The sequence below is a fragment of the Nocardioides jiangsuensis genome, assembly GCF_019679455.1.
Lineage (GTDB): Bacteria > Actinomycetota > Actinomycetes > Propionibacteriales > Nocardioidaceae > Nocardioides_C > Nocardioides_C jiangsuensis.
This window is the reverse complement of sequence record NZ_JAIEZQ010000002.1, coordinates 179,227-194,280: the sequence shown is the minus strand read 5'-3', so window position 1 is coordinate 194,280 and position 15,054 is coordinate 179,227. Positions and strand designations below refer to the sequence as shown.

The 15,054-nt window shown below is 73.2% G+C and carries 13 protein-coding genes; 5 read left to right on the top strand and 8 right to left on the bottom strand.

Annotation, left to right across the window (positions count from 1 at the left end):
* Positions 1-9: 9 nt before the first annotated feature.
* The 6 genes from K1X13_RS09390 to K1X13_RS09365 all read right to left on the bottom strand — a co-directional run bounded on the left by K1X13_RS09390 (position 10) and on the right by K1X13_RS09365 (position 9,394).
* Complete coding sequence (locus K1X13_RS09390; protein WP_221024837.1) at positions 10-1,209, bottom strand: uroporphyrinogen-III synthase; 1,200 nt, start codon at positions 1,207-1,209, stop codon at positions 10-12.
* Positions 1,206-1,550 (bottom strand): nitrite reductase small subunit NirD, encoded by a 345-nt coding sequence (gene nirD, locus K1X13_RS09385; RefSeq protein ID WP_221024836.1) that lies wholly within the window; start codon positions 1,548-1,550, stop codon positions 1,206-1,208. The genes K1X13_RS09390 and nirD overlap by 4 nt, the downstream gene beginning before the upstream one ends.
* Positions 1,547-4,126 (bottom strand): nitrite reductase large subunit NirB, encoded by a 2,580-nt coding sequence (gene nirB, locus K1X13_RS09380; RefSeq protein ID WP_221024835.1) that lies wholly within the window; start codon positions 4,124-4,126, stop codon positions 1,547-1,549. The genes nirD and nirB overlap by 4 nt, the downstream gene beginning before the upstream one ends.
* Before the next feature lie 89 nt (positions 4,127-4,215).
* Complete coding sequence (locus K1X13_RS09375; protein WP_221024834.1) at positions 4,216-5,613, bottom strand: FAD-dependent oxidoreductase; 1,398 nt, start codon at positions 5,611-5,613, stop codon at positions 4,216-4,218.
* Positions 5,606-7,891, bottom strand: coding sequence for a molybdopterin oxidoreductase family protein (locus K1X13_RS09370; RefSeq protein WP_221024833.1), 2,286 nt, complete (start codon positions 7,889-7,891; stop codon positions 5,606-5,608). Before K1X13_RS09370 ends, K1X13_RS09375 begins: the two co-directional genes overlap by 8 nt.
* A gap of 126 nt (positions 7,892-8,017) precedes the next feature.
* Positions 8,018-9,394, bottom strand: coding sequence for an MFS transporter (locus K1X13_RS09365; RefSeq protein WP_221024832.1), 1,377 nt, complete (start codon positions 9,392-9,394; stop codon positions 8,018-8,020).
* Between the two features lie 265 nt (positions 9,395-9,659).
* Between K1X13_RS09365 and K1X13_RS09360 the strand changes: the two genes are divergently transcribed.
* On the top strand, positions 9,660-10,382 hold the full coding sequence (locus K1X13_RS09360; RefSeq protein WP_221024831.1) for an IspD/TarI family cytidylyltransferase: 723 nt from the start codon (positions 9,660-9,662) through the stop codon (positions 10,380-10,382).
* A gap of 19 nt (positions 10,383-10,401) precedes the next feature.
* Here K1X13_RS09360 and K1X13_RS09355 read toward each other — a convergent pair whose 3' ends face one another.
* Together K1X13_RS09355 and K1X13_RS09350 are read right to left on the bottom strand one after the other, a co-directional pair.
* Positions 10,402-11,031, bottom strand: coding sequence for a hypothetical protein (locus tag K1X13_RS09355; RefSeq protein WP_308249472.1), 630 nt, complete (start codon positions 11,029-11,031; stop codon positions 10,402-10,404).
* Positions 11,032-11,162: 131 nt separating this feature from the next.
* Positions 11,163-11,648, bottom strand: coding sequence for a CarD family transcriptional regulator (locus K1X13_RS09350; RefSeq protein WP_221024830.1), 486 nt, complete (start codon positions 11,646-11,648; stop codon positions 11,163-11,165).
* Between the two features lie 235 nt (positions 11,649-11,883).
* Between K1X13_RS09350 and K1X13_RS09345 the strand changes: the two genes are divergently transcribed.
* The 4 genes from K1X13_RS09345 (at position 11,884) to K1X13_RS09330 (ending at position 14,984) form a co-directional block, all read left to right on the top strand.
* Positions 11,884-12,600 carry a UbiA family prenyltransferase gene (locus K1X13_RS09345; protein ID WP_221024829.1) on the top strand — a complete coding sequence of 239 codons (717 nt, stop codon included), beginning with the start codon at positions 11,884-11,886 and terminating at the stop codon, positions 12,598-12,600.
* A gap of 76 nt (positions 12,601-12,676) precedes the next feature.
* Positions 12,677-13,204, top strand: a complete 528-nt coding sequence (locus K1X13_RS09340; protein WP_221024828.1) for a hypothetical protein — start codon at positions 12,677-12,679, stop codon at positions 13,202-13,204.
* A gap of 222 nt (positions 13,205-13,426) precedes the next feature.
* Positions 13,427-14,080: a hypothetical protein gene (locus K1X13_RS09335; protein WP_221024827.1), complete on the top strand. Its 654-nt coding sequence runs from the start codon at positions 13,427-13,429 to the stop codon at positions 14,078-14,080.
* A 145-nt stretch (positions 14,081-14,225) separates the two neighbouring features.
* Positions 14,226-14,984, top strand: coding sequence for a phosphoglyceromutase (locus tag K1X13_RS09330; RefSeq protein WP_221024826.1), 759 nt, complete (start codon positions 14,226-14,228; stop codon positions 14,982-14,984).
* Positions 14,985-15,054 lie beyond the last annotated feature (70 nt).

Sequence of the window (15,054 nt, the reverse complement as noted above, 5' to 3'; positions counted from 1 at the left end):
CTCTCCTCCTCAGGTGACCGGCAGGCGGTAGCCGCGCTTGACGACCGTCTGCACCAGACGTGGACCGACGGCGGCACGGAGCCGTCCGACGGCGACCTCCACCGCGTGCTCGCTGCCGGCGTGGCCGCTGGGCAGGTGGCCCAGCAGCTCGCGGCGAGACACGACGTGCCCGGGGCGCTCGGCCAGCGCCCGCAGCACCGCCAGCGGCGCCGGCGACAGCGCGACCTCCGCCCCGTCGACGCAGACGCTGTCGCCGTGGAGCAGCAGCCGGTGGCCACGCACGTCGAGCCCGGTCCCGCCGCGTCGGCTGGGCAGCTCGACCTCGAGGGCGCGGACCATCGCGGCGAGACGGGCGCGGCCGGGCTGGAGCACCGGGACGCCGTACAGCTCGAACGGCGCCGCGGTGACCGGGCCGACGCAGGCGGCGAGCACGCCGTCGCGGAACGCCTCGACGACCTCCCCGCGGCGCCCGGAGGCGGCCGCGACGTCGAGCAGGATGTCCACGGCCGGGGCGCTGGTGAACGTGACCGCGTCGACCCGCCGATCGGCGACCAGGTCGACCATCCGGAACATCGCGGCCTGGTCGTCGTCGGGCGCGCAGCGGTACACGGTGACCGTCTCGACCGAGGCACCCTGCCGGCGCAGCGCGTTGGCGGCCACCGACAGCGACCGGCCGTGCTCCTGGACCACGATCCGGCGCCCGGTCAGGGTGCTGCCGCGCAGGTAGGCGAGCACGTCGTCGAAGCACTCGGACGGCGGCGACCAGCGCTCGCGCAGCCCGTGGGCGCGCAGCGCGCCGACGCTCTTGGGGCCCCTTGCGATCACCTCGGCGCCGGCGAGCGCGGCGAGCAGGTCGTCGAGCATCCCCCAGGACGCGGCCGCCTCGAACCAGCGGCGCAGCCCCAGGCCGGTGGTGGCGACGAACAGGTCCGGCGGTACGTCGATGCAGGACCGGGTCGCGGCCCGCAGCGCGGCGTCGTCCGGCACCGGGTCGATCGCCATCGCCGGGGCGGACTCGACCTCCGCGCCGCGCCGCTCGAGGAGCGCGGTCAGCTCCTCGACCTTGCGGGTGGAGGTGATCCCCACCCGGAAGCCCGCCAGCGGACGGCCCGCCCCCGCGTACGGCCCGTCCGCCGTGGGGTCCCCCGCCGCCGGGCCGGTCCGCGCGGCAGCCGCGTCGACCCCCGGGCCGGTCGCCACCGCGGTCATGGCGTCCTCCGCGGGCCGACCAGCACCACGCCCTCGACCACCCGCACCTCGTAGCTGGGCACGCTCGTCCCCTCGTCGTCGAGGCAGCGCCCGGTGCGCAGGTCGAAGGCGTTCTTGTGCATCGGGGAGGCGACGAAGGGGACGTCCCCGCGGGTACCGACGATGCCGCGGGCGATCACGCTCGCCCGGCTGAACGGGTCGTGGTTGCCCAGCGCGTACACCGTGTCGTCGTGGGTGCGGAAGATCGCCACCGCCTGCCCGTGGACCAGCGCCGCGGCGCCCCGCTCGACCTCGAGCTCGACCAGCGTGCAGACCGGGGTCCAGGTCTCGGTCGCGGTCATCGCGCGCCCACCGGGATGGAGGCGCCGGCGATCAGCGTGGGACCGCCGTCCTCCCCCTCGAGGACCGGCTGGATCTGCCCGCGCTCGGTGGTGAACGCGATCGTCGGGTCGGGGGTGCCCGGGGCGTTGACGAAGGAGACGAACCGGGAGAGCTTCTCGGGGTCCTCCAGGGTGGCCCGCCACTCGTCGAAGTAGGTGTCGACGTGCCGGGCCATGTCGGCCTCGAGCTCGGCGCCGAGACCGAGCTCGTCGTCGACCACCACCGCGCGGACCCGGTCCAGGCCGCCGTCCAGCGCGCCGATCCAGGTGCTGGTGCGCTGCAGCCGGTCGGCGGTGCGGATGTAGTACATGAGGAAGCGGTCGACGTACCGGACCAGCGTCTCGGTGTCGAGGTCGGTGGCGAGCAGCTGCGCGTGCGCGGGGTTCGCGCCGCCGTTGCCGCCGACGTACAGGTTCCAGCCCTTCTCGGTGGCGATCACACCGAAGTCCTTGCCCCGGGCCTCGGCGCACTCACGGGCGCAGCCGCTGACGCCGGCCTTGATCTTGTGCGGCGAGCGGAGGCCCCGGTACCGGTTCTCCAGGTCGATCGCGAGCCGCACCGAGTCCTGCACCCCGTACCGGCACCAGGTGGAGCCGACGCAGGACTTCACGGTGCGCAGCGACTTGCCGTAGGCGTGGCCGGACTCGAACCCGGCGTCGACCAGGCGGCGCCAGATCGCGGGCAGCTGCTCGAGCCGGGCGCCGAGCAGGTCGATCCGCTGACCTCCGGTGATCTTCGTGTAGAGCGCGAAGTCGCGGGCGACCTCGCCGATCACGATCAGCCTGTCCGGGGTGATCTCGCCGCCCGGCACCCGCGGCACCACCGAGTAGGTGCCGTTGCGCTGGATGTTGGCGAGGTAGGCGTCGTTGGTGTCCTGCAGCGCCACCGTCGACTCGTCGAGCACGTGCCCGTTGAGCTGGCTGGCCAGGATCGAGGCGACCGCGGGCTTGCACACGTCGCAGCCGCGGCCACGCCCGTGGGCGGTGACCAGGTCGTCGAAGGTGCGGTAGCCGTGGACCGCCACCACGTCGAAGAGCTCCTGGCGGGACAGGTCGAAGTGCTCGCAGATCCCGGTGCGGACCAGCCGGCCCGCGGCCGCGAGCCGCTCGTCGAGGAGGTTCTTCAGCACCGGCACGCACGACCCGCAGGTCGAGCCGGCCCTGGTGCAGCTCTTGATGCAGGCGACGTCGGCGCAGCCCGGCCGGTCCGCGGACCCGTCCACGGCGCCGCAGACGGCGGCCTTGGTGATGTTGTTGCAGCTGCACACCACGGCGTCGTCGGGCATCCCCACCGGGGCCGCGCCACCCCGGGACGCCGGGAGGATCAGCTCCTCGGGGTTCGCGGGGAGGGTGATGCCCGAGGACACCAGCGGGCGCAGGGTGCCGTACGCCGACGCGTCGCCGACCAGGATCCCGCCCAGCAGCCGCGAGGCGTTGCCGTCCTGGTCGACGGAGACGACCAGCTTCTTGTAGACCCCGGCGACCGCGTCGGCGAAGATCAGCTCCAGCGAGCCGGGCGTGGTCGCGAACGCGTCGCCGAAGGACGCCACGTCGACGCCGAGCAGCTTGAGCTTGGTGGACATGTCCGCGCCGGTGAACGACCCCTCGCCGCCGAGCAGGGTGTCCACCACGACCTCGGCCATCGAGTAGCCGGGGGCGACCAGGCCGTACATCCGCCCGCCCGGGGCGGCGCACTCGCCGATCGCGAACACGTGCGGGTCCTCGGTGCGGCACTGCTCGTCGACGAGCACGCCGCCGCGCTCGGCGACGGGCAGCCCGCAGGCCCGGGCGAGCTGGTCGCGGGGCCGGATGCCCGCGGAGAACACGACGATCTCGGCGTCGACCGTGCGGTGGGCCAGCTCGAGCCCGGCGACGCGTCCGTCGACGTCGACCACCCGCTGCGTGGCGGCGCCGCAGTGCACCTCGACGCCGAGCTTCTCGATGTGCCGGACGAGGGTGCCGCCGCCGGCCTCGTCGAGCTGGACCGGCATCAGCCGCGGCGCCATCTCCACGACATGGGTCTCCAGGCCCAGCGACACCAGGGCGTTGGCGGCCTCGAGCCCGAGCAGGCCACCGCCGATGACCGCGCCGGCCTTCGCGGTCGCCGCCGCGTCACGGATCGCCTCGAGGTCCTCGATGGTGCGGTAGACGAAGCAGCCGTCCAGGTCGTGGCCCGGGACCGGCGGGACGAACGGGCCCGCCCCGGTGGCGAGCACCAGCACGTCGTACCCGAGGGTCTCGCCGCTGTCGAGGGTGACCGTCCGGGCGTCCCGGTCGACCGCCTCCACGGTGGTGCCGAGCGTGAGCCGCACCCGCGGGTCGTCGTACCTGCCCTCGGGGAGCAGGGAGAGCTCGTCGGCGCTCGCGGCGGAGAAGAAGGAGGTCAGGGCGACCCGGTCGTACGCCGGCCGCGGCTCCTGGCCCACCACCACGATGTCGAAGCGCTCGGTGAGCCCGCGCTCGACGGCGGCCTGCACGAACCTGTGCCCGACCATGCCGTGTCCGGCGACGACCAGCGTCTGTCGGAGATGCGTCATGGGTGCGTTTCCTTTCGGGTTGCGAGAAACGTAGACGGCCCAGGTTTTGGGTGCGTTTCTCAATGTTTCGGGGATGAAAACGAGTCCGCTCAGCGGGTCGGGACGAGCCCGTCCGGGTTGCCGAGCAGCTCCCGGACGGTGGTGGCGCACCCCCCGCAGCCGGTGGTGGCGCGCGTGGTGGCGACCACCGCGGCGAGGTCGGCGCAGGCCCGGACCCGGCCCGCGCTGACCCCGGCGCAGGCGCAGACCTCGGCGTCGTCGGGGAGTGCGGCGCGCACGGCGGGCGGGTCGGCCATCAGCAGCATCCCGGGCTCGGCGCGGCCCAGGACGGTACGGCGGTCGAACAGCTGGGTCAGCAGGCCGACCCGGGAGAGGTCCCCGACCATGACCGCCGCCTCGAGCACGCCGCCGCGCACGACGACCTTGCGGTAGGAGCCGGTGACCGGGTTGGCCACCTCGACCACCTCCCCCTCGGTGCGCTCGGGGTCGCCCATCACCGCGACGTCGAGGCCGGTGGCGCGCAGCCGCGCGACGACCCGCGAACCGTCGTACGTCCGGTCCTCGCCCGCGAGCACGCCCGCCAGCACCGAGGCCTGCTCCCACGCCGGTGGCACGAACCCGGTCGTGCGGCTGCGGTGCTCCGCGCAGTCGCCGAGGGCGTGCACCCGCTCGTCGGTGACCGAGCGGAGCCGGTCGTCCACGACCACCCCGCGCCGCACGTACAGCCCGGCCCGCTTGGCCAGCGCGGTCGCCGGGCGGCCGCCGGCGGTGAGCACGACCAGGTCGGTCGGCAGGGTGTAGCCGTTGTCGAGCCGGAGCCCCTCGTCGGTGAGCCGGACCGCGCGGGAGTGGGTGTGCACCTCGGTACCGAGCCGGTGCAGGCTCTGCCGCAGGACGGCGCCGGCCTGCTCACCGACCTGGGAGGACAGCAGGTGCGAGGTGCCCTCGACCAGGTCCACCTCCAGCCCGCGGACGCTGAGCGCGCGGGCCACCTGGAGACCGAGGAGGCCGCCGCCGACGACGACCGCGCGCCGGGCGTCCGGGACCGCGCCGAGCAGCCGGTGGCAGTCGGTCAGCGACCGGAAGGCGTGCACCTTCGGGTGCAGCCGCCCGTCGGGCGACACCAGGCCGCGGATCGGCGGCAGGGTCGGGATCGAGCCGGTGGCCAGCACCAGCCGGTCGTACGGCAGCCGGCGCCGGTCCTCGAGCACGACCTCGCGGGCCTCGCGGTCCACCTCGGCGACCCGGGTGCCGGTGAGCAGGGTGACCCCGTGGTCGCGGTGGAAGCCCTCGTCCTGCAGGGCGATCTCGCTCGCCGGGTGGGTGCCCTCGAGCACCGCGGAGAGCAAGATCCGGTTGTACGACGGGCCGGGCTCGTCGCCGACGACGGTGATGGCGAGGTCCGCCCCCGGCCGCGCCACGAGCTCCTCGACCAGCCGCGTGGCCGCCATCCCGTTCCCGACCACGACGACGCGTTCCCTAGCCATCGACGCCTCCGGGGGTCGCGTCAGCGTCAGCGGCGCACGGGGACGTGACGGCCGCGTCGACGGCACTTGCGGACGTGGCGAGCGGGGAGGCGGACGGCGCAGCCGTGGCGGGCCTGGCGGGAGGCCGAGCGGAGCGAGGCCGGATGGTAGGCAAGCCGTCCGCCGCACCGGTCGACGCGTCAGCGTCAGCCACGCCGCCCACCGGCCCGTCCGACGCGGCCTCGACGGCCGCCGCGCACACCTTGAACTCCGGCATTCGCGACGCCGGGTCGAGCGCGTCGTTGGTCAGCTGGTTCGCACCGACCCAGTGGAAGGGCACGAAGACCGTGTCCGGGCGGATCGTGGTGCTCACCCGGGCCGGGGCCCGCATCGTCCCGCGCCGGGTCCGCACCCGGACCTCCTCCCCGTCGCCGACCCCGACCCGTGCGGCCACCATCGGGTGCAGCTCGACGAACGCGCCCTCGTCGCCGAGCTCGCGGATCCGCCGGGTCTGCGCGCCGGACTGGTACTGCGCCAGCACCCGCCCCGTCGTGAGGTACAGCGGGTAGTCGCCGCACGGCTGCTCGGCCGGCCCGCGGTGGCTGACCGCGTGGAACCGGGCCCGGCCGTCGGGGTGGGCGAACCGGTCCAGGAACATCCGCTCGGTCCCCGGGTGGTCGTCGGCCGGGCAGGGCCAGAAGACGCCGTGCTCGTCGGTGATCCGCGCATAGCTGATCCCGGCGTAGTCGGCGGGGCCCCCGGCCGAGGCCCGGCGGAGCTCGTCGAAGACCCGCTCGGGGTCGGTGTCGAAGCCGGCCGGCGCGCCGAGCCGCCCGGCCAACCCGGCCAGGACCTCGAGGTCGCTGCGCACCCCTTGAGGAGGGGAGACGGCCCGGCGGCGCAGGATCACCCGGCCCTCGAGGTTGGTCATGGTGCCGGTCTCCTCGGCCCACTGGGTGACCGGCAGCACCACGTCGGCGCGAGCCGCGGTCTCGGACATCACGAAGTCCGCGACGACCAGCAGCTCGAGCGCGTCGAGGCGGCCCGAGACGTGGTGCGCGTTGGGCGCGGAGACGACGATGTTGGAGCCGAAGACCAAGAGCCCCTTCGGTCCGCCGTCGGCGCCGATCGCGTCGAGCAGCTCGTAGGCGGAGCGGCCCCGGCCGGGAAGGCCAGCAGGGTCGACGCCCCACACCCCGGCGACGTGCTCGCGGGCGGCGGGGTCCTCGATGCTGCGGTAGCCGGGGAGCTGGTCGGCCTTCTGGCCGTGCTCGCGGCCGCCCTGGCCGTTGCCCTGGCCGGTGAGGCAGCCGTAGCCCGACAGCAACTTCCCGCACTGGCCCAGGGCGAGCGCGACGTTGACCCAGGCCAGGACGGTGTCCGACCCCTGGGCGTGCTGCTCGGCGCCGCGGGCGGTGAGCACGATGACGTTCTCGGCCTCGCCGAGCATCCGGGCGAGCGCGCGCACGTCGTCGGCGGCGACGCCGGTGACCCGCTCGGTCAGCTCCGGCCAGGCCGTGGCCACGTCGCGCCGCACCTGCTCGAAGCCGGTGGTCCGCGCGTCGACGTACGCCTGGTCGACCCAGCCTCCGGCGACCACCGCGTGCAGCACGCCGCGGGCGAGGGCCAGGTCGGTGCCGGGGACGGGCTGCAGCACCACGTCGGCGCGGTCGGCGGTCGCCGTACGTCGCGGGTCGACCACGACGACCTTGCCGCCGTTGCGGCGCAGCGCGTCGAGGTGCCGGGCCGCCGGCGGCATGGTCTCGGCGAGGTTGGACCCGACGAGGACGAGTACGTCGGTGTGCTCGATGTCGCGGAGCGGGAACGGGAGGCCGCGGTCGAGGCCGAAGGCGCGCGTCCCCGCCGACGCGGCCGACGACATGCACCACCGGCCGTTGTAGTCGACCTGGCTGGTGCGCAGCGCGACCCGGGCGAACTTGCCGAGCGAGTAGGCCTTCTCGTTGGTCAGCCCGCCCCCGCCGAACACCGCCACCGCGTCGTGGCCGTGCCGGCGCTGGAGGTCGGCGAGCCGGGAGGCGACCAGGTCGAGCGCCTCGTCCCACTCCGCGGCCCGGAACGTCCCGGTCGCGGGGTCCCGGACCAGCGGCGTGGTGATCCGCTCGCGGTCACGCAGCAGCGCGGTCGACGTCCAGCCCTTGCGGCACATCGCGCCCTGGTTGGTGGGGAACTCCTCCCACGCGGCGACGGTCGTCTCGCGACCCCGGCGGTGCAGCTGCATGCCGCACTGGAGCGAGCAGTACGGGCAGTGCGTACGTGTCCCCTCGACCTGCTCCACCATGTCCCCTCCCCTCTCTCGTTGAGACGTCAGTCGTTCGGTGTTGAGACGTCACTCGTTCGGCGTTCAGACGTCAGTCGTGCGGTGTTGAGACGTCAGTCCGTCGGCGTCGAGACGTCAGTCGTTCGGTCAGACCCGGGCGTGCGCAAGACTCGGCACGCGCTGCGTCAGCACCCGGCTGCGCAGATAGCACCACCAGGTCACCGCGGTGCAGAGCACGTAGAACCCGATGAACCCGACCAGCGCCGCCTCGATACCTCCGGTGCGCTCCACCGAGACCCCGAAGGCGCGCGGCACCAGGAAACCGCCGTACGCACCGATCGCCGAGATCAGGCCGAGCGCCGCCGCGCCGTGACGACGGGCGGCCGCGCCGTCCGCGGTCTGGCTGCGGAAGATCGCGGGGATCATCCGGTACGTCGACCCGTTGCCGATCCCGCTCAGCGCGAAGAGCGCGAGGAACCCGACGAGGAACAGCGGGAACGACCCGGCGCGCACCGCGGCGATTACGCCGACCACGCCGAGGCCCATGCCGACGAACACCACGGCGCTGATCCGCGCGCCACCGGTCCGGTCCGCGAGCCATCCGCCGAGGGGCCGGAACGCCGACCCGACGAGCGCCCCGAGGAACGCGTAGTACACGCCGGTCACGTCCGGGAACTGCGTCTTCATGAGCAGCGGCATCGCGGCGCCGTACCCGATGAACGAGCCGAACGTCCCGACGTACAGCATCGACATCACCCACGTCTGCGGCCTGCCCGCGGCCTTGAGCTGGTCGGCCATCGGCGACTTCGCGCTGACGAGGTTGTCCATGCAGAACCACGCGCCGGCCGCGGCGAGGAGCGACAGCGGCACCCACACGAGCGCGATGTTCTCCAGGTTGACCGCGCTCGCGGCGCCGAAGACCGAGATCCCGACGATCGCGGGCACGACGAGCTGCACGGTGGAGACGCCGATGTTGCCGCCCGCGGCGTTGATGCCGAGCGCGGCGCCCTTCTTCGCGTCCGGGTAGAAGTAGGAGATGTTCGCCATGCTGCTCGCGAAGTTGCCGCCCCCGAGCCCGGCGCTCGCGGCGGCGACGAGGAAGAAGGCGTACGGCGTCACGGGGTTGCTGACGCACGCCACGAGCAGCGCCAGCGGGAGGAGCAGCAGCAGGGCACTGACCACTGTCCAGTTGCGGCCGCCGAACCTCGCGACCGCGAACGTGTAGGGGAAGCGCATCGTCGCGCCGACGAGGTTGGGCAGCGCGACCAGCCAGAACAGCTGGTTCACCGAGAAGTCGAAGCCGGCCTGCGGCAGGTACACCACGACCGCGCTCCACAGCAGCCACACCGAGAAGCCGACGTGCTCGGCGAGGATCGACCACACCAGGTTCCGCCGCGCAACGCGGCTTCCGCCTCCGGCCCAGAACTGCTCGTTCTCGGGCTCCCAGTGCTCGATCCACCGGCCCCCACGTCGTACCGGCGTGCTCGGCGCTTCCGCCACGTCCCGGGTCTCGGTCACACTCATCGGCTGGCTCCTCGGTCAGGCACGGGAGGGAGCCCGACGATGCACGCCGTTGTGCGCCCGTCGGGCCCCCGTCGTTCTGTGCAGGACGCTACGAAGCCGGTGTTTCGGAGGCCCTCGGCGTTTGTGCGCGGGAGGTCAACTTCTCCTCACTTCCTCACAGCGCCCCAACAGCGCCCGCACGAGTGACGCCTCGACGCCGCACGAGTGACCTCTCGACGCCGCACGAGTGACGCCTCAACGAGGGGGACGGGATAGCGTGACCGCCGTGGGCGGCGAGAGGACGGCAGGCGTCGAGGGCAGCGGCGCGGACGCGGGTACGCCGCGCGCGGCGGTCGTCGTCCTCGCGGCCGGGGAGGGACGCCGGGTCGGCGCCGACACCAACAAGGTCCTGCTCCCCCTCGCGGGCTCACCGGTCTTCACCTGGTCGCTGCGCGCGGCGGCCGACCTGGAGTACGTCGACGCGGTGGTCGTCGTGGTCCGTGAGGCGGACCGTGGCGTCGTGCAACGCCACCTGACCGGCCACGAGGTCGTCGTCCCCGGCGGGGACACCCGACACGGCTCGGAGTGGAACGCGCTGCAGGCCCTCGCCCCCCGGATCGACGCCGGGGAGATCGACGTGGTGGCCATCCACGACAGCGCCCGCCCGCTCGCGAGCCCGGACCTGTTCCGCGCCGTGGTGGAGGCGGCCGCGTCGTACGGCGGCGCCCTCCCGGTCCGCGAGCAGCCGGCGCTCGTGCCCCGCGACGGCGGGCCGCGCCCCGTGCACCCGGTCGCCGTGCAGACACCCCAGGCGTTCCGGGCACGGCCGCTGCTCGACGCCTACCGGCGGGCCGAGCGGGACGGCTTCGTCGGCACCGACACCGCGAGCTGCGTGGAGCGGTACACCGACCTCGCGATCCACTGCGTCCCGAGCCCGGCGACCAACCTGAAGATCACGTTCCCGGAGGACGTCGCGCTCGCCGAGCGGCTGCTCCGCGCTCCCCGCTGACCCGCCGCGTCCCGGCCGCTCAGGCGCCCTGCTCCTCCGCGAACGCCGTGAGCAGCGCGACCGCCGACTCGTCCTCCACCCGCCGCCCGAGCGCCGGCGCCTCCAGGAACATGACCGGGAAGCGCTCTCGCAGCGTGGTGACCAGCGCCGCGAAGTCGTCGAGGTCCGGCCAGTCCTCCAGCGCCGCCACCACGGCGGCCGGGAGCACGACGGGCGAGCACACGGTGTGCAGCGAGTCCCGGTCCACCGTCTCGCCGACGACGTCGCCGGCCACGGTCTTGATGGTGTCGGTGACCGGTCGTACGCCGACCACGACCGCGTCCTCAGCGCGGCAGCGGCGGACCGCCTCGCGCAGGAAGCCGACCGGGGTCAGCGGGCACAGCGGGTCGTGCAGCACCAGCGGCTGCCCGACCTCGCGCACCTGTGGCCAGGTCGCGGTGAAGTCGAGCAGGTCCACACCGGCGTCGCCGAGCGCCCACGACGCGATGGTCACCAGGGCCTCGCCGTGCAGCAGCGCGAAGGGCAGACCGCCCCGCCCCGTCGTCGGCACCTCGCCCAGGGCCCGGGGCCGGTCCAGGTCGTCCAGGTCGTCCAGGTCGTCCAGGTCGTCCTCGTCGTCGAGGCGGTCGAGGTTGTCGGGGTCGGTCACCGGCTCATCACACCAGACCCGGTCCCCGGGCAACAGCCCGACCAGGCCCCGGCTGCCTCCCGCCCGCACCCCGGAGACACGAAAGACCCCCCGGCCATCACGGCCAGGGGGTCTTTGCGAGGTTCACGAGCCTACGAGGCGAGCACCTCGTCGAGGAGGGCCTCGGCCTTGTCCTCGTTGGTGTGCTCGGCCAGCGCCAGCTCGGAGACGAGGATCTGGCGAGCCTTGGCCAGCATCCGCTTCTCGCCGGCGGAGAGACCGCGGTCGCGCTCACGGCGCCACAGGTCGCGGACGACCTCGGCCACCTTCATCACGTCACCGGAGTGGAGCTTCTCCAGGTTGGCCTTGTACCGACGCGACCAGTTGGTCGGCTCCTCGGTGTGTGCTGCGCGGAGGACGTCGAAGACTCGATCCAGACCCTCCTTGTCCACCACGTCCCGAACACCCACGAGGTCCAGGTTGCAGGCGGGGACTCGAACGACCAGGTCCTGCTGGGCGACGATGCGCAGTACGAGGTACTGCCTGTCCTCACCCTTGATCTGGCGGGTCTCGATGTCCTCGATTACTGCGGCCCCGTGATTTGGATAAACAACCGTTTCGCCGACGGTAAATGTCATGTGCCAAGTACCCCTTCCTAGGTGAGTAGTCTAACACGTCCCGCGAGCGGTCCCAGAGACGTTTGCGCAGGTCAGAGGCCAAATCGGGGCTTGACAGATGCCGGATTCATGTGCCTTGCGACGTTCCGCGGTTCCCCGCCCCCACCCTCGGGCGAGCGCTCCGGAGAGGCCGAACCGCCTGTGGAAACCGGGCAGATGTCGCCGCTCCTGCTCAACCTGACCGATACTGCGGAGCATGAAGTACAGGAAGCCTCGGGGGCAGACCATCTCGCTCGTCCTGGCCGCCCACCCGGTCTCCGCCGCCGCCATGACGGCGGTTGTCACGCTTGCGGCCGGTTTGTCCGGGCGACCGGCCCTCGAGTGCCTCCTCGTCGCGGCCACGGTCCTGTCCGGACAGGTCACCGTCGGCTGGCTCGACGACGTCCTGGACCGGCACCGCGACAAGCAGGCCGGCCGCCTCGACAGGCCCGTCGCGCTCGGCTGGGTCGACCCCGGCACGGTCACCTTCGCGATCGCGGTCGTCGTACTCCTGCTGGTGCCGCTCTCGGTGGCCAACGGCACCTACGCCGGCGTCGCGCACCTCACCGCCGTCGGGTCGGTCTGGCTCTACCACCTCTGGCTCAAGAGGACCGCGCTCTCCTGGCTGCCGTACGCCGTCTCCTTCGGCCTGCTCCCCGCCTTCCTGTCGTACGGCGGCCTCGGCGGTGGCATGCACGGGAGCCCGCCCACCATCGCGATGACCGTCCTGGCGGCCCTGCTCGGCATCGGGGTGCACTTCCTGACCGTGCTCCCCGACCTCGTGCAGGACAAGGAGACCGGCGTCCGACACCTGCCGCTACGGATCGCCCTGCGGACCGGCGCCCCCAAGCTGCTGCTGGTCAGCGTGATCTGGACGGCGCTGGTGAGTGCGGGCATCGTCACGGCCGCCCTGACCGTCGGCCTGGGTCAGTGACCGATAGACTCCTGCCTGTTTTGCAGGCCGAACCGCGCGCCACCGCACCCCGCGCGCCCCGAGAGGAACCTCAGTCGTGAACGTGACTCTTCGTCGCAGCCTCGCCGCAGCAGCCGTCGTGCTCACGGCTCCCGCCCTGGCCTCGTGTGGCTTCAACTACCCCACCGACCAGGTCTACACCCCGAGCGTCGGCGTCAACGACCGCGACGGTGACGTCGACGTGCTGCACGCGCTGGTCGTCTCCGGCGCCGAGGGCAGCGGCACCGTCGTCGCCGCGCTGGTGAACAACCAGCAGGAGGACGACGCGCTCACCGAGATCGCGGGCTCCGGCCCGGACGCGTCCGTGACGGTGAGCTCCGCGGGTTCCGTCGAGGTGCCCGGCACCGAGCTCGTGCAGCTCGCCGAGGAGGAGATCGGCGTCGAGGGCGAGAGCATCGCTCCCGGCCAGTTCGTCGAGCTGACCTTCTCGTTCCAGAACGCCGAGAGCGTGACCGTCGAGGTCCCGGTCGTCGCCCGCCGCGGCGACTACGCCGAGATCCCCGTGCCGTCCGAGGAGCCGACCGCCGGGGAGACCCCCACCGAGGAGCCGACCCCGGCCGAGTAGCCGCCGCTCCCCCAGAATCACCACGACGCCCCGGGCCGATCCGCCCGGGGCGTCGTCGCGTTCCCGGGCAGGGCGGCCGGTTTCCTCCCCGGCACGACCAGGCAACTCCGACGTACCGGAAGTATCCGACATGCTCATAGTCGACCCCGTTTGTGCGTTTGTGGGTTGGGGCACGACTCCTCAGGCTCCCCGGAACGGGTCCGGGGGCAAGGAGGGAGAACCATGTCTGATCTCGGGAGGGCGTCCCGCAAGGGGCCCTGGGCGGTAGGGGTGGCGGCGCTGCTGGCGCTCGCGATGGTGTTCGTCGCGCCGACGTCCGCCACCGCGGGACGCTCCGCGACCGCGAACAAGACCGGCTCGGCCGTCGTCGCCAAGAGCGACCAGGGCACGCTGCGCTCGGCCATCTCCGGAACGACCTCTGACGGGCGGAGGGTCAGTGGGACGTTCACGCCGATGAAGTTCGTGGAGCAGGACGGCGCGCTCGCCGTCGAGGGTGTCATCGACGGCGTGATCCGCGGCAAGGGTGCGCCGGAGACGTTCAGCGCCGTCCGCACGCTCACCGTGCAGGAGGTCAACACCCCGGACGGCGCGCTGCCGCTCGGTGGCAAGGGCATGCCCGGGGCCGCGGCCGCCGGCGCCTGCGACATCCTGAACCTGGTGCTCGGCCCCCTGGACCTCGACCTGCTCGGTCTCCAGGTGCACCTCGACCAGGTCGTGCTCGACATCGTCGCGCAGTCCGGTGCGGGCAACCTGCTCGGCAACCTGCTCTGCGCGGTGGCCGGCCTGCTCGACCCGGCCAGCCCGCTCGAGGGGCTGCTCACGCAGCTCACCGGCCTGCTGAACCAGATCCTGGGTGCGCTGAACCTGGGCCTCTGACCCCGAAGGGGGAGCCGCTGCGGCGGGTACCGGGCGACGACGTCCGGTGCCCGCCGCCGCGCTGTCCGGGCCGGGTCGCCGCGCGTCGCTTCTCGCGGGCCGAGAGGCATCGAGCCCCGGAGCCTCCCCCGATAGGGTGTCGGGCATGACTGCTGAGGCGCCGTACACCCTGGTCCTGCTCCGCCACGGCGAGAGCGACTGGAACGCCAAGAACCTCTTCACCGGCTGGGTCGACGTACCCCTCACCGAGAAGGGCCGCGACGAGGCGATCCGCGGCGGGACGCTGATGGCCGAGGCCGGGCTGCTGCCCGACGTGCTGCACACCTCGGTGCTGCGCCGCGCGATCACCACCGCGCAGCTCGCGCTCGACGAGTCCGAGCGGCACTGGATCCCGGTCAAGCGGTCGTGGCGCCTCAACGAGCGGCACTACGGCGCGCTGCAGGGCAAGGACAAGAAGGCCACGCTCGAGGAGTACGGCGAGGAGCAGTTCATGCTCTGGCGCCGCTCCTACGACACCCCGCCCCCGCGGATCGCCGACGACGACGCGTGGTCGCAGATCGGTGACCCGCGGTACGCCGACCTCCCCGACGAGATCGTCCCGCGCACCGAGTGCCTCGCCGACGTGGTCGAGCGGATGCTCCCCTACTGGTACGACGCGATCGTGCCCGACCTGCGCGCGGGCAGCACGGTCTGCGTCGCGGCGCACGGCAACTCGCTCCGCGCACTCGTGAAGCACCTCGACGGGATGTCCGAGGAGGCCGTGGTCGGGCTCAACATCCCCACCGGGATCCCGCTCGTCTACGAGCTCGACGCGCACATGCGCCCGCTGAAGCAGGGCGGCCAGTACCTCGACCCCGAGGCCGCCGCCGACGCGATCAAGGCCGTCGCCGCCCAGGGCCGCTGACCCCGGGGCGCGCCCGCCAGCCGCGTCGGGGCCGTAGCCGTTCACGTGAACGGCTACGGCCCCTTTCTGC

Bases quoted from the DNA above. Each gene is read 5' to 3' on its own strand.
- K1X13_RS09390 (WP_221024837.1), bottom strand. From the start codon at position 1,209: ATGACCGCGGTGGCGACCGGCCCGGGGGTCGACGCGGCTGCCGCGCGG.
- nirD (WP_221024836.1), bottom strand. From the start codon at position 1,550: ATGACCGCGACCGAGACCTGGACCCCGGTCTGCACGCTGGTCGAGCTC.
- nirB (WP_221024835.1), bottom strand. From the start codon at position 4,126: ATGACGCATCTCCGACAGACGCTGGTCGTCGCCGGACACGGCATGGTC.
- K1X13_RS09375 (WP_221024834.1), bottom strand. From the start codon at position 5,613: ATGGCTAGGGAACGCGTCGTCGTGGTCGGGAACGGGATGGCGGCCACG.
- K1X13_RS09370 (WP_221024833.1), bottom strand. From the start codon at position 7,891: ATGGTGGAGCAGGTCGAGGGGACACGTACGCACTGCCCGTACTGCTCG.
- K1X13_RS09365 (WP_221024832.1), bottom strand. From the start codon at position 9,394: ATGAGTGTGACCGAGACCCGGGACGTGGCGGAAGCGCCGAGCACGCCG.
- K1X13_RS09350 (WP_221024830.1), bottom strand. From the start codon at position 11,648: ATGACATTTACCGTCGGCGAAACGGTTGTTTATCCAAATCACGGGGCC.
- K1X13_RS09345 (WP_221024829.1), top strand. From the start codon at position 11,884: ATGAAGTACAGGAAGCCTCGGGGGCAGACCATCTCGCTCGTCCTGGCC.
- K1X13_RS09335 (WP_221024827.1), top strand. From the start codon at position 13,427: ATGTCTGATCTCGGGAGGGCGTCCCGCAAGGGGCCCTGGGCGGTAGGG.
- K1X13_RS09330 (WP_221024826.1), top strand. From the start codon at position 14,226: ATGACTGCTGAGGCGCCGTACACCCTGGTCCTGCTCCGCCACGGCGAG.